The 19,358-nt window shown below is 60.0% G+C and carries 20 protein-coding genes; 7 read left to right on the forward strand and 13 right to left on the reverse strand.

Annotation, left to right across the window (positions count from 1 at the left end; all coding sequences use genetic code 11):
• Positions 1-42 precede the first annotated feature (42 nt).
• Genes CYJ10_RS07565 through CYJ10_RS07575 form a run of 3 tightly spaced genes read left to right on the forward strand, consistent with a single transcriptional unit; the run spans position 43 to position 3,196 of the window.
• On the forward strand, positions 43-1,014 hold the full coding sequence (locus CYJ10_RS07565; RefSeq protein WP_066731832.1) for an aspartate carbamoyltransferase catalytic subunit: 972 nt from the start codon (positions 43-45) through the stop codon (positions 1,012-1,014).
• A 41-nt stretch (positions 1,015-1,055) separates the two neighbouring features.
• On the forward strand, positions 1,056-2,330 hold the full coding sequence (locus CYJ10_RS07570) for a dihydroorotase (RefSeq protein WP_101680877.1): 1,275 nt from the start codon (positions 1,056-1,058) through the stop codon (positions 2,328-2,330).
• Between the two features lie 41 nt (positions 2,331-2,371).
• Positions 2,372-3,196: a lysophospholipid acyltransferase family protein gene (locus tag CYJ10_RS07575; protein WP_101681066.1), complete on the forward strand. Its 825-nt coding sequence runs from the start codon at positions 2,372-2,374 to the stop codon at positions 3,194-3,196.
• Positions 3,197-3,260: 64 nt separating this feature from the next.
• Here CYJ10_RS07575 and rffA read toward each other — a convergent pair whose 3' ends face one another.
• The 13 genes from rffA to CYJ10_RS07640 all read right to left on the reverse strand — a co-directional run bounded on the left by rffA (position 3,261) and on the right by CYJ10_RS07640 (position 15,659).
• Positions 3,261-4,487 carry a dTDP-4-amino-4,6-dideoxygalactose transaminase gene (rffA, locus tag CYJ10_RS07580; protein ID WP_257993155.1) on the reverse strand — a complete coding sequence of 409 codons (1,227 nt, stop codon included), beginning with the start codon at positions 4,485-4,487 and terminating at the stop codon, positions 3,261-3,263.
• 47 nt (positions 4,488-4,534) lie between these two features.
• Positions 4,535-6,058 (reverse strand): hypothetical protein, encoded by a 1,524-nt coding sequence (locus CYJ10_RS07585; protein ID WP_101680879.1) that lies wholly within the window; start codon positions 6,056-6,058, stop codon positions 4,535-4,537.
• Positions 6,059-6,098: 40 nt separating this feature from the next.
• Positions 6,099-6,686, reverse strand: a complete 588-nt coding sequence (locus CYJ10_RS33635; protein ID WP_146001993.1) for a hypothetical protein — start codon at positions 6,684-6,686, stop codon at positions 6,099-6,101.
• Positions 6,683-7,648 carry a glycosyltransferase family 2 protein gene (locus CYJ10_RS07595; RefSeq protein ID WP_101680881.1) on the reverse strand — a complete coding sequence of 322 codons (966 nt, stop codon included), beginning with the start codon at positions 7,646-7,648 and terminating at the stop codon, positions 6,683-6,685. The genes CYJ10_RS33635 and CYJ10_RS07595 overlap by 4 nt, the downstream gene beginning before the upstream one ends.
• Before the next feature lie 9 nt (positions 7,649-7,657).
• Positions 7,658-8,485: a phytanoyl-CoA dioxygenase family protein gene (locus tag CYJ10_RS07600; RefSeq protein WP_101680882.1), complete on the reverse strand. Its 828-nt coding sequence runs from the start codon at positions 8,483-8,485 to the stop codon at positions 7,658-7,660.
• Positions 8,486-8,522: 37 nt separating this feature from the next.
• Positions 8,523-9,197, reverse strand: a complete 675-nt coding sequence (locus CYJ10_RS07605; protein ID WP_101681067.1) for an acetyltransferase — start codon at positions 9,195-9,197, stop codon at positions 8,523-8,525.
• Between the two features lie 4 nt (positions 9,198-9,201).
• Positions 9,202-9,819 (reverse strand): methyltransferase domain-containing protein, encoded by a 618-nt coding sequence (locus tag CYJ10_RS07610; RefSeq protein WP_101680883.1) that lies wholly within the window; start codon positions 9,817-9,819, stop codon positions 9,202-9,204.
• A complete protein-coding gene (locus CYJ10_RS07615) occupies positions 9,812-10,573 on the reverse strand; it encodes a WbqC family protein (RefSeq protein ID WP_101680884.1) in 762 nt (253 codons plus the stop codon). Before CYJ10_RS07615 ends, CYJ10_RS07610 begins: the two co-directional genes overlap by 8 nt.
• A gap of 246 nt (positions 10,574-10,819) precedes the next feature.
• On the reverse strand, positions 10,820-11,698 hold the full coding sequence (locus CYJ10_RS07620; RefSeq protein ID WP_101680885.1) for a class I SAM-dependent methyltransferase: 879 nt from the start codon (positions 11,696-11,698) through the stop codon (positions 10,820-10,822).
• Entirely contained in the window at positions 11,698-12,123 is a 426-nt protein-coding gene (locus CYJ10_RS07625; protein WP_101680886.1) for a GtrA family protein, read from the reverse strand. Before CYJ10_RS07625 ends, CYJ10_RS07620 begins: the two co-directional genes overlap by 1 nt.
• Complete coding sequence (locus CYJ10_RS07630; protein ID WP_101680887.1) at positions 12,116-13,036, reverse strand: hypothetical protein; 921 nt, start codon at positions 13,034-13,036, stop codon at positions 12,116-12,118. Before CYJ10_RS07630 ends, CYJ10_RS07625 begins: the two co-directional genes overlap by 8 nt.
• A 44-nt stretch (positions 13,037-13,080) precedes the next feature.
• Entirely contained in the window at positions 13,081-14,640 is a 1,560-nt protein-coding gene (locus CYJ10_RS07635) for a hypothetical protein (protein WP_146001994.1), read from the reverse strand.
• 170 nt (positions 14,641-14,810) lie between these two features.
• Positions 14,811-15,659: a symmetrical bis(5'-nucleosyl)-tetraphosphatase gene (locus tag CYJ10_RS07640; RefSeq protein ID WP_101680889.1), complete on the reverse strand. Its 849-nt coding sequence runs from the start codon at positions 15,657-15,659 to the stop codon at positions 14,811-14,813.
• A 235-nt stretch (positions 15,660-15,894) separates the two neighbouring features.
• Here CYJ10_RS07640 and rfbB point away from each other — a divergent pair, with 235 nt between their 5' ends.
• The 4 genes from rfbB to rfbC are packed head-to-tail and all read left to right on the forward strand — an operon-like array spanning position 15,895 to position 19,306.
• Positions 15,895-16,959 carry a dTDP-glucose 4,6-dehydratase gene (gene rfbB, locus CYJ10_RS07645; RefSeq protein WP_101680890.1) on the forward strand — a complete coding sequence of 355 codons (1,065 nt, stop codon included), beginning with the start codon at positions 15,895-15,897 and terminating at the stop codon, positions 16,957-16,959.
• Positions 16,949-17,866: a dTDP-4-dehydrorhamnose reductase gene (gene rfbD / locus CYJ10_RS07650; RefSeq protein ID WP_101680891.1), complete on the forward strand. Its 918-nt coding sequence runs from the start codon at positions 16,949-16,951 to the stop codon at positions 17,864-17,866. The genes rfbB and rfbD overlap by 11 nt, the downstream gene beginning before the upstream one ends.
• Before the next feature lie 10 nt (positions 17,867-17,876).
• Positions 17,877-18,755 (forward strand): glucose-1-phosphate thymidylyltransferase RfbA, encoded by an 879-nt coding sequence (gene rfbA, locus CYJ10_RS07655; RefSeq protein WP_101680892.1) that lies wholly within the window; start codon positions 17,877-17,879, stop codon positions 18,753-18,755.
• Positions 18,752-19,306: a dTDP-4-dehydrorhamnose 3,5-epimerase gene (gene rfbC, locus CYJ10_RS07660; RefSeq protein WP_101680893.1), complete on the forward strand. Its 555-nt coding sequence runs from the start codon at positions 18,752-18,754 to the stop codon at positions 19,304-19,306. Before rfbA ends, rfbC begins: the two co-directional genes overlap by 4 nt.
• Positions 19,307-19,358: the final 52 nt, after the last annotated feature.

The raw sequence follows: 19,358 nt of genomic DNA on the forward strand, positions 1-19,358 counted from the left end.
ACCGAATCCGCCAGACCGAACCCGCGCCCGACCCACCTGCCCATGACCAAGATGTTCCGCAACCCGCAGCTCACCAGAAACGGCGAGCTCAAGCACCTGTTGTCGATCGAGGGGCTGTCGCGTGACATGATCACGCACATCCTCGACACCGCCAGCCAGTTCGTTTCGCTGTCCGACTCCGACCGCGACGTGAAGAAGGTGCCGCTGCTGCGCGGCAAGAGCGTGTTCAACCTGTTCTTCGAGAACTCCACGCGTACGCGCACCACGTTCGAGATCGCGGCCAAGCGCCTGTCGGCGGACGTGCTGAACCTCAATATCAATGCGTCGTCGACCAGCAAGGGCGAGTCGCTGCTGGACACCATCAACAACCTGTCGGCGATGTCGGCCGATATGTTCGTGGTGCGCCATGCCAGTTCGGGTGCGCCGTATCTGATCGCCGAGCACGTGGCACCCCACGTGCACGTGATCAACGCTGGCGACGGCCGCCATGCCCACCCGACGCAGGGTCTGCTGGACATGTACACGATCCGGCACTTCAAGAAGGATTTCACGAACCTGACGGTAGCCATCGTCGGCGACATCCTGCATTCGCGCGTGGCCCGTTCCGACATCCACGCGCTGACCACGCTGGGCGTGCCCGAAGTGCGCGCCATCGGCCCCCGCACGCTGCTGCCGTCCGGGCTGGAACAGATGGGCGTGCGCGTCTTCCACAATATGGAAGAAGGCCTGAAGGGCGTGGATGTGGTGATCATGCTGCGCCTGCAGAACGAGCGGATGAGCGGCGCGCTGCTGCCGTCCGCGCAGGAATACTTCAAGGCCTACGGCCTGACGCCGGAACGCATGGCGCTGGCCAAGCCCGATGCCATCGTGATGCACCCAGGCCCGATGAACCGTGGCGTGGAGATCGACTCCGCCGTGGCCGATGGCCCGCAGTCGGTGATCCTGAATCAGGTGACCTTCGGCATCGCCGTCCGGATGGCGGTCATGGGCATTGTCGCCGGCAACAACGATTGAGCAGCACCTTGGGTACAACGAACCGCACATCGCAAGAAGACATGAAGATCCGCATCCAGGGTGGCCGCCTGATCGATCCGGCCGCAAACGTCGACGCCGAACAGGACCTGTACATCGCCGCCGGCAAGATTGTCGGCGTGGGTCAGGCACCCGCCGACTTTAACGCCAACAAGACCGTCGACGCACGCGGCCTGATCGTCTGTCCGGGTCTGGTGGACTTGTCCGCGCGCCTGCGCGAGCCGGGCTACGAATACAAGGCCACGCTCGAATCGGAAGTGGCCGCAGCCACGGCCGGCGGTGTGACCAGCCTAGTCTGCCCGCCCGACACCGACCCCGTGCTCGACGAGCCGGGCCTGGTGGAGATGCTCAAGTTCCGTGCACGCCGACTGAACCAGACACACGTCTATCCGCTGGGCGCGCTGACGGTGGGCCTGAAGGGCACGGCGCTGACCGAGATGGGCCAACTGACGGAGGCCGGCTGCGTGGGCTTCAGCCAGGCCGAGATGCCGATCCAGGACACCAAGGTGCTGCAGCGCGCGATGCAATACGCGCAGACGTTTGGCTTCACGCTGTGGCTACGTCCCGAGGATCCGTTCCTGGGTGGCGGCGTGGCGGCCAGTGGCGCGGTGGCGTCGAGGCTGGGCCTGTCCGGCGTGTCGGTGATCGCTGAAACGGTGCGCCTGCATACGATCTTCGAGTTGATGCGTGCCACGGGCGCCCGTGTTCACCTGTGCCGCCTGTCTTCGGCAGCCGGGCTGGAACTGGTACGCCAGGCCCGCAAGGAAGGCCTGGCGGTCACCTGCGACGTGAACATCCACCACGTGTCGCTGACCGACATGGACATCGGCTTCTTCAACAGCCAGATGCGCTTTACGCCGCCGCTGCGCAGCGGGCGCGACCGCGACGCGATCGTGGCGGCACTGGCCGACGGCACCATCGATGCGCTGTGCTCCGACCACACGCCGGTGGATGACGACGAGAAACTGCTGCCGTTCGCGGAAGCCACGCCCGGCGCGACCGGCCTGGAACTGCTGCTGCCGCTGACGCTGCGTTGGGCCACCGAGCACAATGTGCCGCTGGTGAAGGCGCTGGCCCGCATCACGAGCGATCCGGCCCGCGTGATCGGCTTGCATGCCGGGTCGCTGACCGCCGGCAATGCTGCCGACATCTGCGTGTTCGATCCGAAGCAGGCGTGGAAAGTGGAGCGCTCGGCACTGAAAAGCCAGGGCAAGAATTCGCCGTGGCTGGGGTACGAGATGGAAGGGCGCGTGCGCATGACGCTGGTCGACGGCCAGATCGTGTACGAGCAGCGCTGACCGGCGGCTCGCCGATCGCCTGGAGGCTCCGGGGTTTGAAGATGATCTGGTTACGCAAGCTGCGGCTGGGCTTTCACCTGTTGCGCGGGATGCTCGTCTGCGCAACGGTCTTCCCGTGGGCGAGTGCTCACCTGCGTGAGCGCCTGATCCGCGCCTGGTCGCGCAAGCTGCTGGCCATCTGCGGCATCGAGCTGGAAGTCCAGGGCCTGGCGCCGGGTGCATCGGTGCCGCGCGGTGCCATGCTGGTGTCGAACCACATTTCGTGGCTGGACATCTACGTGATCCACAGCTGGCAGCCGGTGCGGTTTGTGGCCAAATCCGAAATCCGCAAATGGCCGGTGATCGGCTGGCTCTGTGACAAGACTGGCACGATCTTTATCGAACGTGCCAGCAAGCGCGACGCGCATCGGGTGCTGCACCACATCGCTGACGTCATGCGCGAGGGCGATCTGGTCTGCGTGTTTCCGGAAGGCACTACCACCGACGGCAGCAAGGTGCTGCCGTTCCACGCCAACCTGATGCAAGCCCCCTTGTCTGGCGGCCTGCCCGTCCAGCCAGTAAGCCTGAGCTACCTGGACGCGGCAACCGGCCAGCCGAGCCTGGCGCCTGCGTATATCGATGACCTCACGCTGGTGGACTGCCTGAACGCCATCCTGAAATCGCCACCGATCAAGGTGCGCCTGACGCTGGGGCCGCCACTGCTGGCCCAGTCCGCAAGCCGAAGGGAGCTGGCTGAAGCGGCCAGGCAGATGGTGGTGTGTCTACTCGAAGGAGACCACGCGGCCGCGTCTGCCTGTGCGGAGCGCCTGAGTTCGGCTCCGGATAGGCTTCTTTACCCTGATAATTCGTCGCAAGCGACGGCGTAAAAAAAATCCCGACGGAATGTCGGGTTTTTTTTACCGTACGCGGACTCCGCGTAGCGCACTGGCCTTACGCAAAGCTCGCAGGCCGTACTGCGTCCTTCTGCGTCGCAACGCCACCCGTCAGGGCCTGCTGGAGCATATCCACGACATAGGACTGGTCATCTTCCGAAAGACCCAGCCATAGCGGCAGACGGATCAGTCGCGACGAAATATCGTCGGTTGTCCGAAGGTCGCCATGCGCACGGCCAAGCTCCAGGCCAGCCGGCGAGGAATGGAGCGGAACATAGTGGAATACCGCGCCAACGCCGACGGCTTTCAGTTCCTGCAGTACCCGCTGTCGATCGGCATTTTCGGACACGAGAATCTGGTACATATGCGCGTTGTGCTGGCAGTCTGCCGGGATCACCGGCCGGCGCAGCAGCCCTTGCGCTTCAAGCGGGGCCAGCATGGCGTTATAGCGATCCCACAGGGCCATCCGTCGTTGCGTCAGCTGTTCTGCCTCTTCGAGCTGCGCCCACAGGAATGCCGCGGTCAGTTCGCTGGGAAGGAAAGAACTGCCACACGAGCGCCATGTGTACTTGTCCACCTGCCCCCGGTAGAAGCGGCTGCGATCGGTACCCTTCTCGCGGATGATTTCGGCCTGCTCGACATACGCCGCATCGTTGATGATCAGCGCGCCGCCTTCACCACTGATGACGTTCTTGGTCTCGTGGAAGCTGTAAGTTCCAAGGTGACCAATACTGCCCAGGGCGCGACCCTTGTACGAGGCCATCACACCCTGCGCGGCGTCTTCGACCACACGAAGATCGTGCTTGCGTGCGATGGCCATGATCGTGTCCATCTCGCAACCAACGCCGGCGTAGTGCACGGGCGCGATGGCTTTCGTGCGGGACGTGATGGCGCCCTCGATTTGCTTTTCGTCCAGATTGAACGTGTCTCCACGTACATCGACGAATACCGGAACGGCGCCACGCAATACAAAGGCATTCGCCGTGGACACGAAGGTGTAGGACGGCATGATGACTTCGTCGCCGGGCTCAAGATCCAGGAGCAGCGCCGACATTTCCAGCGCGGCCGTGCATGAGTGCGTCAGAAGTGCCTTGTGCGCGCCGGTCTTGGCCTCCAGCCACTTATGGCATTGGGCGGTCATTGGGCCGTCGCCAGCAAGATGGCCGCGCGCGTGCGCTTGCGAGATGTAGTGCAGCTCGCGCCCTGTCATGTATGGTCGATTGAACGAAATATTTCGCATGACGGATATCGTTGCGTCCTTCCCTGTGGACTGGATTTTGGTCATTTTCTGACTTCGCTCTTGTCGTGGTCTCTATGGTTCCGAAAGCTTCACTATTTCCTGCGAACCATGCTGGATCTCGCCGAAACCTGCAACGGCAGACGGCTTAGCAAGACCGCCAGCAAAGGTTGCACCCACCAATAGGCCACTTCTGCGAAGAAGTTCGTGCTGCCTTGAGGAACGTCCAGCAGTATGCCCGGAATGACTGCGGCAATGGTGATGACGATCGCCAACTCAACATCCATCAGCCTATGGTCTCGGAACCTCGAACTCAAGTCCGAAGGCCACTTCCAGCGTTCATTGAGTAATCGTAACGCAACAAACGTCACAAAAGGGCCAAAAAAGGCAACAAATGAGAGCCAGTAGGCGTCCGGTGTCACGATGGCTCGCAGAAATGCGAATGGCTTGATCATGGCCATCAGACCGTGTCCGGATTCGCCGCCTTCCCCATTTGACCGGGTCAGCCACAATCCAAGCAACAGAGGGACTGCCACGGCCAGCAGGCCAAACAAGCGCTGGACCAAGCCAATGCGGCTTCTCAATAGCGCGTAACCTACTGCGCAGCCGAATACCAGGCCGACGCTGATCTTGAGCATGCACAGTGCGTAGATGTAGAGCCCCAGCGCCAATGCAGTCAGGAACGTCGTGCGAATCTGGCCGTACTTGCGAAGCTGCTCGAGTATCCAGATGCCGCCGAAGTACGCAAAGAGCATCGCGACGCCAAACGATTCGCTGTGGAATACGTTGTCCCAGACGCCCAGTTCCCGGCGCTCCGCGATAGGTATGACGCCGATGAAAAAGACCGACAGCCCCGCCCAGAACCAGCCGGGATTCTGGTTTCTCCAATCATTCTTGGCGGCGTCGGTTTGCAGCAGCCACGTCCGAAGCGCATTGGCAAAGAAGAACATCACGCATACGAACACCGGAACGAAGATGAGGGGAAAGACGACGGAGTAGAACCGCAGCGGATCGAGGCCGAGCAATTCGTACATGACAATCATCGCCCGGTGGCTGCCGAAGTGATACGGGAAGGGCTGAAGCCCGTCCACCCCCAGAGATCCCACGCCGTAGTTCGACAGCATGTTCGCGACGGCGGACTGGAAGAGCAGATCGACGTGGACGGTACCGCTCTGGATGGCTTGGTCAATCCACAGCGTCTTGTACCCGTCGACGTAGCTCAGCAGGAATCCCCAATAGCCCATGCACGCCCCGGCCAGCGCCGGGATTAGCGTCGCAGACAAGCCGGTCTGGTACATCACGATCAACAGGCGTGCGCAGACGGCTGCGATGGCTGTACCGGCAATGATGTCGTGCTGTCGGCCTAGCCATAGGGCCAGCAATCCCAAAAGCAAGCCGAGGATCAGTGCCGACAGCGCCGAATCCGGCCATTCCCAGCGCTTTCCCAGTTCGTGGAACTCGAAGACGGCACAGAGGGTGACCATCACGGCCGCAGTGGCGGCCAGCAGCGCATGGCCTAGCGCTGGGTCGACCTTGGGCGACGGACCTGCAAGCCACCATGCAAGTGCGAGCGCGAACACGATCGCCGCGCACTCGCATGCTACGTAGCCGGCGCGCATGAATGACTGGCCGGCGCGTGTCATCGACGATGACGTGGTGCTAGGTTGGGTCACAGCTTCTTTTTTCGGCAACGAAATGGCCGTCTTGCTTTTGAATGACCGCCACCTGCGCAAAACCATGCTCTCGCGCCATCGAACAAGGCGTTTCCTGGCCGAGGTTGCTGGAAGTTCCATGATCCGGAAGGTACTGATAGCCGTAAGAATCAAACGGGCACCCGCTCTTGCGGGCCGCTATGCCATCCAGCAGGGGCATGCCAGTAATGCCTGGAATGCTGAACGGCTGAATGGCGCAACGTTGGAGCCTAGAATCGCGTACCTCGTCTATGTAGACGCCGTCGCGAAAGCCGTCATCGGCGACGAAGACCGCGGTTCGGTGCTCCGGTTGATGATACGAACGGTCCGATCCCATCGATTCCAGCAGAGCATAAAGCTGGCGCCGCTCCGCACGATTGCAGGCGACACCATCCTCGCTTTCACAATGTGACGGAGCATCTGCCTGCTCTCGTGCCAGCTGCTTTTTCTCAAACAACGACTGGCTGTAGTCGACGAGGTTTCGGCTTGCGGCCAAAGCCAGGCTGACCATCAGAATGGCGGCCGCAAATCCGCCTTTGCCAATGGATGTACTCAATTGGCGGAATTCATGGTGGGATCAGGATGCGATTCGCCGCATCCGCATTCCCTGTCGACGATATAAATCGGCCGCCCCTTTGTCATCTCGAATATGCGTGCGACATAGAGTCCCACTGCGCCCACGCTGGCGAGCACAAGTCCCGTTGCAAACAGTATGGCCACAAACAGGCTGGTCCAGCCCGGCAATGAAGTGCTGACGAGATGCCGATAGATGAAAAAGCAGCCGCCCGCAAAGCTAATCGCCGTGAAGCTGAGGCCGATGTAGATAATCCACGTCAGGAAGATACTGGTCTGAAAAAAGATGCCACCCAGCGCATGCTTGATCAGCCCCAATACGTTGTAGGAACTGCTTCCGGCGAAACGGTCGCCATGGGCATATTCAATCGTTCCGCAACGGAATCCAAGCCAGCGCAGGATAAACAGATAGTGGCGTTCGCGCTCGCCAAAACGAAGGAACGCATCCACTACCTTCCGGCTCAGTATGCTGAATGTGCCATAGCTGCCATCGGGAACATCGCCCGTCAGGAAGTGCAGGATCTTGAAGTAGATCTTTGCCGAAACCTGACGAAACACGGAATGGGTCCGCTCCGTCCGACGGGCTAGTACCAGGTCGTAACCCTTCTGGATTTCTGCGAGCAGATCGGGGATCCGTTCAGGCGGATCCTGCAAGTCGCAGTCCATCACGATCACATACTCGCCGCGCGCTTTTTCCAGGCCTGCGGTGATGGCGAGCTGCTGCCCGAAATTCCGGCTCAGGCGAATGCCCCGGACGGCTTCGTACCGCTGCGCCAGCGATTCAGTCAGTGGCCAGGAATTGTCTGGGCTTCGGTCATCGACGATAAGAATCTCGTAGGACTTTTGCAGCGATTTGAGCACGGTGTCCAGCCGCTCGCATAGTTCGTCAAGGCATCCCAGGCAACCGTACGATGGCACCACTACACTGATTTCAGGAGTTCCCATAAGACCCGGTTACTTGGCGTTGCTCGAGGTGCGTTTCGCGCGAATCCGGCGCCAATCAAGCACGCTTTGCGGCACGGCAGAGTCGAATCCGAGCAGGCGTCGGACGTCGGCCGTTGCTTGGAAATCGGCTCCCAGCGCAGCAGGAAAATCGTATTGCTGCTTCATGATGGGAATGGTGTATAGATGATTGACGCCCCGCCGGGTCTGGGCCGACCGGTTGACGCCTGCGCGATGGAACGCCATCGCGTCGAAAATCAGCACAGAGCCGGGCGCTGCCGAAACCTGCACCGCGTGATTCTCGAAATAATGAGCTGACGGCATTGATTCAACGCGATGCGAATGCGGCAACACAATGGTGCCCCCGGTCTCGGGGTTGAACGGATCGATCGCAAACAGCGCGCCGAGCGCAAGGGGACGCGAACTGGTCCAGTTCTGATAAGGAAGGTCCCGATGCCACGCCGTCTGGTGATGACGCTCTTCAGGCTTGTTGATAATCGCGTTCTGCAGATTCAGTATGAAATAGTCGCCCAGAATCCGTCGCATCAGGTCCAGCACCCGAGGCTGGGTCGCCAGTTCAAGAAACGTTGAGTCGTGCAGTAGTGGTGCGCGTGCAAGATCCTGTTCGCCGATGGCACTCAGTGCCGCGCGTCCGCCAAATTCTTCTTCCTGACGCGCATAGACGTGGTCAATGCGATCGCGCCAGTCCTGCAGGCGGTTTGCCTCGATCACGTTTTCGAGGATGGTGTAGCCCAGCGTAGCCAGCTCTTCGGCGTGGATCGCGAGGATGTCCGGCGCAGCATTCGGTCGAATGTTGCCGTAGAACGACTCGTTATTCATATCTTTTTGCAGTGGCGATAACCGTCGGACACAGTTTTCAGATGTTGCGCAATCGCGTGCTGGGCACGCGTGATCGTTCCGATGACGGGGATGCGTAGACGCCTTCCGGTTCTGCGTCGGCAGTGATCAGCGATCCCGCGCCTATCACGCAGCGCGCGCCAATGGTGACGTGGTCTCGAACCGTGGAATTCACACCAACGAAGCAGCCTTGACCCACACGGACTCCGCCGGAGATTACTACATGCGAACTGATGAAATTATTGTCTTCGATCACGGAATGGTGACCGATATGGTTGCCGCTCCACAGCGTCACGTTGTCGCCGATCTGCGCGAACGGCTGAATCGTGTTGTCCTCGAGGATAAAGCAGTTTCCGCCGGGCTCGAATCCTGGGAACGTCGATGCGCGGCTGCTGATATAACTTGGGGTGTGATAGCCCGCAGTACGAACCTGCTGAACTTTTTGGGTCCGTATCGCGTTGATCTTCGCGTAACTGAGCGCCACGAAGACGTCTGCGGCCTCAGGCGAAAACCGTGCAGGAAGTTCGTCGAACGGGATCACAGGTAACCCCATCAGTGATTCACGGTCCATGAACTCACGATCCACCGTGAATGCAACTGGCTCGAAGTCGGAGTCGTGTGTGAAATAGAACCATGCCAGCTCAGCAATCTGGCCCGTGCCGAAGATAACAAGCGGTCTGGATTTATTTGCCATCACTTTACTTCCTTACGACGATAGTGAATTCGTAAAGCCCGTAGTCATGAAGCAGCGCGACATTGCGCGAAAACGTCCGCTTGCACAGATCAAAGAGTTCGCAGGGATCGGCATAGTGCAGATCCGGGCGCATGCGATCTGCGTCGGAGTATGAAGTGAGGCAATTGAAAGCAAAACCACGCTTCGTGAACTGATTCATCCGCGTCAGCGTCTCGCGGATATAGGCTTTCCATGCGTCCTCATCGCCACCAAGTCGTACGTTGAAGATGCCACTGGCCACGGCAAAATCGACAGGCTCTTCCGGGGCGGTGCCAGTCACGAATCGTCCTTGCGGCTTCTGCTTGTGAAGGTCGCGCGCCGTCTCGATCATGGTTTCCGAAATGTCGATTCCGATGTATTCAAAGGACTGGAACCTGTCGAGCAGAAAATCGAACAGTGCGCCATAGCCGCAGCCGACGTCCACGATCGAAAACGGTGCAGCCGGATCCAGAACCTGACACAACTGCTGGAAGCGCAGGAGCTGGCCATCTTCACCATTCCAGTCGACCCCCTTTGGTTGCGGGCCAAACTCCTTGATCTTCTGGGTGTAGTAGCTGGCGACCGGGGAAAGCAGTTCATTCATGAGCGGTAGTCTCTTTCCAGAAGGAAGCGTTCTGCGAAATGGCCGGATATTTCATGTAGTTACGCGCGTCCTTTCCGCAATTGAACAGCAAATCGAGAGCGGTGACGCCATGCTCGAAAGCTCCCCATTGCTGAGGATATTCCGGATAGCCTGAATAGTCGAAAAAGCGCAGCGCGATGCCGGCGTCCGCGAACAGTTCCGGCTGGATATAGTCTTTTGCCGCGGGGCCGGACACATACACCGTCGCACCCGCCTGCTTGCTGAGTCCGACGAGGCGTTCGGTCTTGCCCTCCACCAGGTCGTATTCCCACGACCATTTCATCGGCGTCGAAATGCCCAGCAGCAGGCAAAGCGCTTCCATCATCGCGCGGTTCAGATCCGACAGGTTCTCGTAGCTGCGCTCCAGATAAAGCGGCTCCAGCGTGTGTGCGATCTCGTCAAAGAATGGCGCGCGACGATAGTTCTGCTGAAGGGCTTTCCAGTGGTCTGTGCGCCATTTGTCGCCTTCAAGCTCGGTCTCGCGAATTAGCTGGTGGTACTTGCCCTTGACCTTGACTGGCAGGGTCAGCCACGACAGGCCTTGCGGAGTCTTGATCAGATTCCGGTTGCGCCAATCCCGACGTGTGTACTGCATATCATCGTAGATAATAAATTCATCCACCGAACCAATCAGATCGAAATATCCTTTCCACGGGATATAGCATGATTGGACGATGGCTACTACCTTTTTCTTGCCTTCGCTTTCCACTGTCATCCTGTTTGATGTATGAGACCTAATCCGAGCGATGTCCGTAACTCATAAATAGCCGAGCAAACTCGAATTGCACGCAAAAAAGGTCGGTGGATCCTGCTTCCGGAGTGGGTCAGAGGATAGCACGTGCTGCACGCGCGGCGCCCGGAATGTGGGCCCGGAACCGGCCTGCAAGCCGCCTGCAGCCGGGCTTGCGAGGCGCCAGGCGCCTGCGCAACGCAGGTGCGCGATCGTCTCCGATGTGATTCGTCAGCCTGGTTTGCGCGCAATCAGCAGACGCGAGCCGCCCACAGGAAGGTTCACGCCACTTCGAATCATTGCCACTTCAGCATTCAAAACGGATTCCAGGGCGCCATTGAGCCAGGGTGACAACTCAAGTTCGGCGGTAGGGTTTTCCTCGATGCGCCGAGGGGAGCGCTTCTGCATCGCGCGCGACGCCAGCATCGCCGGCAGGAGTGCCGACACAAACGAAGTGCTGCGTTCGACGTTAAAACCCGCCGCCTGCACTTTGGCATGCAGTTCCTTCGCCGAATAGCGACGGACATGGCAGGCGTAATCGTCCGTCGGGCTCCACAGCCAGGCATGCTGAGGAACTGTCAGTACCAGCAAACCACCCGGCTTGACTGCTTGATGCAACATGCTCAGCACCTGCTCGTCTTCGTTGATGTGTTCGAGCACATCGAATGCGCCGATGGCGTCGAATTCATCGATGAACGGTACGTGACGGGCGTCCATCTGCATGAAGTTGACAGACGGCGTGCGCTCGGCGGCGAAACCTAGCCCAGCCGAGAAAATCTCGCTGCCGTACAGCTTCGCGTCGGGATACTGGCGCGCCACGCCCGAAAGCACAAAACCGGTGCCGCACCCGATTTCCAGGAAGGAATCGAGTTTTCGGCTGTATTTTTCAAGAGCCCAGAGGATCAGGCGGTTGCGGCCGCGAAACCAGAAATTCCCTGCCTCGAGTTCAGCCAGTCTCGAGAAATAGCCAGCCTTGAATCCGCTGTTCTCCTGGGCAAGTTCGGGCGCATATGCAGGAAACTGATGGACTAGCGATGGCGCCCAGCCACATGCGGGGCATCTGTCTTCTTCACGCGCAAAGGTGTTCGCGCATTCCAGACATTTCTTCATCAATATTCCCTGATTATTTTGTTTGTTTTAGTTGTACGAAAAACGAAAAACTTGAAAACCAGAAACAGAAAGCCCGCTACGACGAAAATGGCGATAGCTTGTATAAGCTGATGCGGATATCCGAGCCTGTCGACGAAAACATATAGCAGGCAAAAATTCAGCGAGTATCCGCACAGGTGCGCTATAGCATATCGCGAAGCCGCTCGCCAGAAGCTGCCTTCATGGCGGAAAGCCCATTTCCGGTTGCCAAAAAAACCAACCGTCGCACCGGCTGCATACAGGACCGTCATGGCCAGCTTCGGTTCGACCCCGAGGTACGTGACGGCCAGGTAGACCAGGTATCCGGTCAGGTTGCTGATAACGCCAACGATTCCGTAGCGCAGGATCTGCCCGAGTGGCAGTTTCCCGGTGCTGAATTCAGGCATTCACTTCCTTCGAAAGAACTGCCAGACCGAAGCCGGTCTTTCCATTGCTGTTGCCGTTGTAAAGCATGTAGCGCTGTCCCTTGTGGTCGAACACGAACGGGTACTCGATCATTTCGGAGTCCCATCCTTCGTCTGACACGTCGATGCCCGTTTGGGCAAGCTCCAGCCCCCATCGGATACCGTCGGGGCTTTCGGCATAGCCGATCCGGTACGTCTGCCCCGAGCCGCAGCGATACGAAAACCACATCTGGTAGCCACCCGCCGGATTGCGTATCACCGAGGGATGCGAGAATGCCTGTGCCGTACCCAGCGCAAACGGAACTGCCAGCCCGTGTCGCTGCCATGTATGACCGTCGTCAGACGAGGCATGGTTGATCACATGAAGCATTTCGCCATTGCCAGCATCCCACGTGACCGTCGATCCGTACCACATTCGATAAGACCCGTCGTCCTGGCGGAGAACCCAGGGGTAGGACAGGCTGACCGGGTCCACGGCATCGGATGCCATGAATGGCGTTTCGCTATCAACCTGCAGCGAAAAATCGTCATGCAGAATGAGGCGCCCCACATCTCCGCGCCAGTGACCCCCCGGAGGATACTGCCAACCCATGAATAGGATGTAACGACGCCCATTTGCTTCGTAACAGTTTCCGATGCTGATGCCGTGCGAATAGAAACTGCCTTCGGGCCCATTCACGCAAAGCGGTTGATCGTGCACGTACACAACCCGCCGCGCGACGATGTCGATATCGACATAGCCCACCGACGAACGGTTCTGTGCATCGCGTCCGCTGTAGAGCACCCGGTAGATATCGTCTTCCAGATGTATCGCCAGCGGATTGGCGGCGTGACTCATCAATTTTGGATGAATGTCTTTCGGGCAAAACAACTGCCCCAATTTCGTCCATTGCATTTGCGGAACTCGTTGGCTAGTCGGGTGGGCGCGCTGTCCCGGTGTCATTTGCGGCGATAGACCTGGTTCCAGGGCTCAGGCGCCACGCCGGTTACGGGTTGATAGTGTTCGAGCACATAACGATAGATTAGCGGATGCGTGTTCTGGAACCGCAATTCCTCGCGGTCGTCGAGCGGCGCATTGTTGATCAGCACGATGCGCGGCGCCGCCTTGCGGATGCGCTCGATTTCGGCTTCCTCGAATCGTGGGCCACGCGCGAACAGCGCATAGATTTCCCAATTTGGTGCTGGCCGGCCCAGCACGGCGTAGGCACCCGGCCAGAACGGCATGATCAGAAGATTTTCGTCTCCGGCCATGCTGCCAAGCTTGTTGATGAGGGACAGGTCATCGGCCACGCGGGTCGGAATCGTAATTCGACTATGTCCAACGTCCACTTGCGTGCAGCTACGCGTGACGTGGCACTGCCAGCCCGCGTCCAGGGGCAGCACTGCCAGGATGCTGGCCACACACAACAGCGTGGCGACCGACGCGCGCAGCCGGGTGGTGGATTGGTGGACGAGTACGGCGAACATGCCCAGCAGGAAGGCGAAGATGCCTTGTGCCAGATGCACGGTGTCGGCCCGGGAGAAGCTGTAGTGGGCGTAGGGCAGGGCCATCAGGGCCGCCGCAGCCAGCAATGGCGGCGTCGGGCGGTCGAGCACGCGCCGGCCGAAGACCCATATCAGGCCAGCCAGGGCAAAAATGACGATGCCGACAAAGAAGAGGCCCGTGGATACCGCGCTGGCAGCGTCAACCGCCGACAACTGGTTCGTGTGGACGAGCCACGGCCACGGCACCGGCAAAGGCAGGTTGGTGCTTTTCGCCTCGGTGAACATGAAGCGAATGCTGTCCCACAACGTCAAGGCAAAGCCGGGTGCCGCCGCCATCAGAACAAGCGCTGGCAGGTATCCGAGAAAAATGCCCGCTGCCCAGTACCGGATGGCCGTCGGCAGTGACAGGCCCTTATTCCGGATGAACAGGAACGCGAATGCCGCAAGGCTGCCGGCAACGCCGTATACGCCATGGTTGCGGCCAAACACTGCAGCCAGGCCGACCGCTGCGCCAAGCACCAGCCAGCGTCGGTAGGAGGGGGCGCGCAGCAGCAGTGCCATGGCACTGACGATGGCAATCGACGAGACGGTATCGAATACCTTGAACCACGGGTACATCCATGCCGACAGCGTGACGGAAGCCAGCAGCAGCGTGAGCGGGCGTTGCGCCCGCGTTTCGGCGTCAAGGGCCTTGAGGCCCATGAAGATGCCGATGGCCTGGAACAGCGCGGCGGTCGCGCGCAGCCCCATCAGGCTGTCGGCGCCCAGCAGCTTCATGATGGCCGCTGACCAGTAATATCGTCCCGGATCGTACGCCATGAAGTCGCGCGTTGGCACTTCGCCCGCCATGACCCGCTGCACGCCGTACCAGAAGAAGCCTTCGTCGGGGAGGTTCAGCCCCTTATTGCCCTGCCACAGAAACATCACCACGGTGACGGCGATGGAAAGGCCCAGTAGATAAAGGTTGCGTCGGCCTTGCCGTGCAGGAGAGTAAGAGGGCGCAATCAAGCTCATTCAAGAAGGGTCCAGCAGTATTTTCCGGTGTTGGATACTTGCGTTGCAGGCTGGCGTCTGCCTTGCGAGGCGCGCCAGCGGTTTCGCGTCGACACGGATTGTACTGACTCTCGCGCCCCAGGTATTGGATGAAATGCCACGTCATTTTGTGGCCCCTCGAATATTTGGATCTAGTCGAGAGGATTACGGTATTGCGGGCATTTGACCTGTATCAGCGTCCGGGCTTGTGGCTCCGCGGCCAATCGTGCTGCCGTCAGCTGGCCGCCCCACACGCATCCAGTGTCCAGCAGCATCAGGTTGTCGCGCGTCAGCAAGCCCAGCGTGGACCAATGCCCGGCGACTACAGTGACGTCCGAGGTGCGGCGTCCTGGCGCGTCGAACCACGGCATGTAGCCGTCCGGTGCGCCGCCCAACCCTTCCTTGGTCTTCAGGTCCATGATGCCTTCTGCAGTGCAGAATCGTAGTCGCGTCAGGGCGTTGATCACCACGCGGTGGCGCTCGATGCCACGTAGCCCATCGTGCCATTGATCGGCGGCGTTGCCGAAGATATCAGCCAGAAAACCCTGCCAGTTAGGCCCCCGAAGCTCTTCTTCCACCTCTTGCGCCAGCTCCATGACCTGGCTGGCCGTCCACTGGGGCAGCACCCCCGCATGCACGAGAAGAAATTCGCCTTCCCGGATCACCAACGGCCGGTGGCGCAACCAGGCAAGGAGGTCTTCGCCGTCGTCAGCCGCCAGGACGTCGTCTAGCGTGTCCGATCGCCCTTTCTTGCGGACGCCAGCGGCAACGGCCATCAGATGGATGTCGTGGTTGCCGAGGAGCGCCTTTGCCTGCGCGCCCAGATCCTTCACGGCACGCAGGGTGCCCAGGGAATCGGGGCCGCGATTGACCAGGTCACCGACGAAGCGCAGGCCGGCATCCTGTGGCAACTGCCTGGAAAGCTCCTTGAGTGACCCAAGGCAGCCCTGCAAGTCACCAACCGCATAAAGTGCTTGATAATTATCTTTATGAGAGTGCATAAGATGTCACATACAAAGTGTCACGCTTTGGCAAGCAAGACGAGAAAGGTCGGAAGATTCGTTACAACAGGCTACAAAAAGATGGCCGCACAGGGGTGGGGGTGGGGGTGAGTCGGATAGAATACCGCCACTTCCACAGACACTTAATGTCCTTCCGTCCCCCACTTCACGGACAGGAGGGTTCCCCGGCATTTGCCGGGTTCTCGAATATATCGATAGCAGGGAGTACAGAGTTTTGTCGCATATCCTGGTCACTGGCGGCGCCGGATTCATTGGCGCAAATTTCGTATTGGATTGGCTGCGTAATGAAGATGCCGACGGCATTGTCAATGTCGACAAGCTGACCTATGCGGGCAATCTGAAGACGCTGGCCTCGCTCGAGGCAGATCCAAGGCACGTCTTCTCCAGGACCGACATCTGCGACCGGGCTGCGCTGGACCACCTGCTGGCAACCTACAAGCCCCGTGCCGTGGTGCATTTTGCGGCGGAAAGCCACGTGGATCGCTCGATTCCCGGCCCCGGCGAATTTATCCAGACCAATATTGTCGGTACGTTCACGCTGTTGGAAGCCGTGCGCGCGTATTGGGGCGGGCTGAACGATGCCGACAAGGCGGTGTTCCGGTTTCTGCACGTTTCCACTGACGAAGTCTTTGGCTCGCTCGGTCCGCAGGATCCGCAGTTCTCCGAAACCACGGCGTACCAGCCGAACAGCCCGTATTCCGCGTCCAAGGCGGCATCCGACCACCTCGTCCGCGCCTATCACCACACCTACGGCCTGCCGGTGGTGACGACGAACTGCTCGAACAACTACGGTCCGTATCACTTCCCCGAAAAGCTGATTCCGCTGATCATCGCGAACGCGCTCGGCGGCAAGCCCCTGCCCGTCTACGGCGACGGCCAGAACGTGCGCGACTGGCTGTATGTGGGTGATCACTGCGCCGCCATTCGGGAAGTGCTGGCGCGTGGCCAGCTTGGCGAGACGTACAACGTGGGCGGCTGGAACGAGAAGACCAATCTCGACGTCGTCCATACGCTGTGCGATCTGCTTGATACGCTCAAGCCCAAGGCCCAGGGGTCTTACCGCGACCAGATCACGTTCGTGAAGGACCGGCCCGGCCATGATCGCCGCTATGCGATCGATGCGCGCAAGCTCGAGCGCGAACTGGGCTGGAAGCCGGCCGAGACATTTGAAAGCGGCCTGCGCAAGACGGTGCAGTGGTATCTCGACAACCAGGCTTGGGTTCAGGATGTGATGTCCGGCGAATACCGCAACTGGGTGGCCAAGCAATATGCGGCCTGAGACATCCACGGCACCCACGCTTCTTGTAACAGGAAGCAATGGGCAAGTTGGCTTTGAACTGCGCCGCAGTCTGGCGCCGCTCGGCCGTGTGGTGGCGCTGGACAGGAGTCGGTGTGATCTGACGCAACCCGAGGCGCTTCGCGCGCTGGTGCGTGAGCTTCGGCCCGACGTGATCGTGAATCCCGCCGCCTACACCGCCGTGGACAAGGCCGAAGCCGACGCCGATACCGCGTTCGCGGTCAACGGCGTGGCGCCGGGCGTGCTGGCGGAAGTGGCCCAGGAGCTGGGCAGCCTGCTGGTTCACTATTCGACTGATTACGTGTTCGATGGCGCCGGGCATGGCTTTTATGCCGAAACCGATGCCGTGAATCCGCAGTCGGTCTATGGCAAGAGCAAGCTCGCAGGCGAGCAGGCGATTGCCGCGAGCGGAGCCACCGCGCTGGTGTTGCGGACCTGTTGGGTCGCGGGCGCCCACGGTGGCAATTTCGCCAAGACGATGCTGCGCCTCGCGCGCGAGCGCGACAGCCTGCGTGTCATCGCGGACCAGTTCGGGGCGCCGACCACCGCCGCCCTGATCGCCGACGTCACGGCACAGATCGTTGCGCGTCACTGGCTGCACGGCCGGCGCGAAGCCTTTCCGGCGGGGATCTATCATCTTGCCGCAGCCGGTGAGACCACGTGGCATGGCTACGCTTCCCACGTGATTGCAGGAGCCGCGACAAGAGGTGTCGAGCTGAAGGCAAGCCCTGCCAGCATCGATGCGATTCCGGCCGCCGCCTATCCGTTGCCTGCACCACGGCCGGCGAACTCGCGCCTCGATACGTCCAGGCTGCGAGACACCTTTGACATTCATCTTCCGGGCTGGGAGGAGGGCATTGACCTCCTGCTGGACCAGATCATTTCCTGATACTCGCACCATGCGCAAAGGCATTATCCTGGCCGGCGGATCCGGCACGCGTCTCTATCCGATTACCCGGTCGGTCTCCAAGCAGCTGCTGCCGGTCTATGACAAGCCGATGATCTACTATCCGCTGTCCACGCTGATGCTGGCAGGGATTCGTGACATCCTCATCATCTCGACGCCGGAAGATACGCCGCGCTTCAGCGAGATGCTGGGCGACGGTAGCAATTGGGGTATCAATCTGACGTACGCGGTGCAGCCGTCGCCGGATGGCCTGGCGCAGGCTTTCGTCATCGGCCGCGATTTCGTTGGCAACAATCCGTCTACGCTGATTCTGGGCGACAACATCTTCTTCGGGCACGATCTCGTTGGCCAGCTGGAACGGGCATCCGAAAAGGAGCAGGGCGCTACCGTCTTCGCTTACCACGTGCATGATCCTGAGCGCTATGGCGTGGTGGAGTTCGATGACAACTTCCGCGCGCTATCTATCGAGGAAAAGCCGGTCAAGCCGAGGTCGCACTACGCGGTGACGGGCCTCTATTTCTACGACAACCAGGTTTGTGATATCGCCGCCGATATCAAGCCGTCGCCCCGTGGCGAGCTTGAGATTACCGACGTGAACAAGCGGTATCTGGAGATGAAGCAGCTGGAAGTGGAAATCATGGGCCGCGGCTATGCCTGGCTCGATACCGGCACGCATGACTCGCTGCTGGAAGCCGCAAGCTTCATTGCCACGTTGCAGAATCGCCAGGGCCTGATGGTGGCGTGCCCTGAAGAGATCGCCTACCGGGCCAAGTGGATCTCTGCCGAGCAGGTCGAACGCCTGGCCAAGCCGTTGCTCAAGAACGGTTATGGCAAGTACCTGCAGCACATTATCTCGGAGTCCATCAAATGAGCCTCAGTATCGTTCGTACAGCGATTCCGGAGGTGATGTTCATCGAGCCGAAGCTGTTTGGTGATGCCCGCGGTTTTTTTCTCGAGAGCTTCAACCAGAAGGCATTCGCCGAGGCGACGGGGCTCGACGTGACCTTCGTGCAGGACAACCACAGCCGTAGCGCCAAGGGCGTGCTGCGTGGCATGCATTACCAGATCCAGCAACCGCAGGGCAAGCTTGTGCGCGTTGTGCGCGGGCGCGTGTTTGACGTGGCGGTCGATATTCGCCGCCAGTCCCCGACGTTCGGCAAATGGGTGGGCGTGGAACTGAGCGAGGATAACCACCGCCAGTTCTGGGTGCCTCCCGGATTCGCCCATGGATTTGTCGTGCTGTCCGAGTCGGCGGATTTTCTGTACAAGACCACCGATTATTACGCGCCGCAGTTCGAGCGGACCATTGCGTGGAACGACCCGGAGATTGGCATCCAATGGCCAGACCTGGGCATGGCGCCGCTGCTGTCCGCGAAGGACCAGGTCGGTGCCAGCCTTTCCACGGCCGAACTGTTTGAATGAACTGGCAGGACGGTGTGTGTTGCCCGTCCGCTAACGTCGTTGCTTTCCTTAT

The organism is Cupriavidus pauculus (assembly GCF_002858765.1).
GTDB classification, from domain to species: Bacteria; Pseudomonadota; Gammaproteobacteria; order Burkholderiales; family Burkholderiaceae; genus Cupriavidus; species Cupriavidus pauculus_B.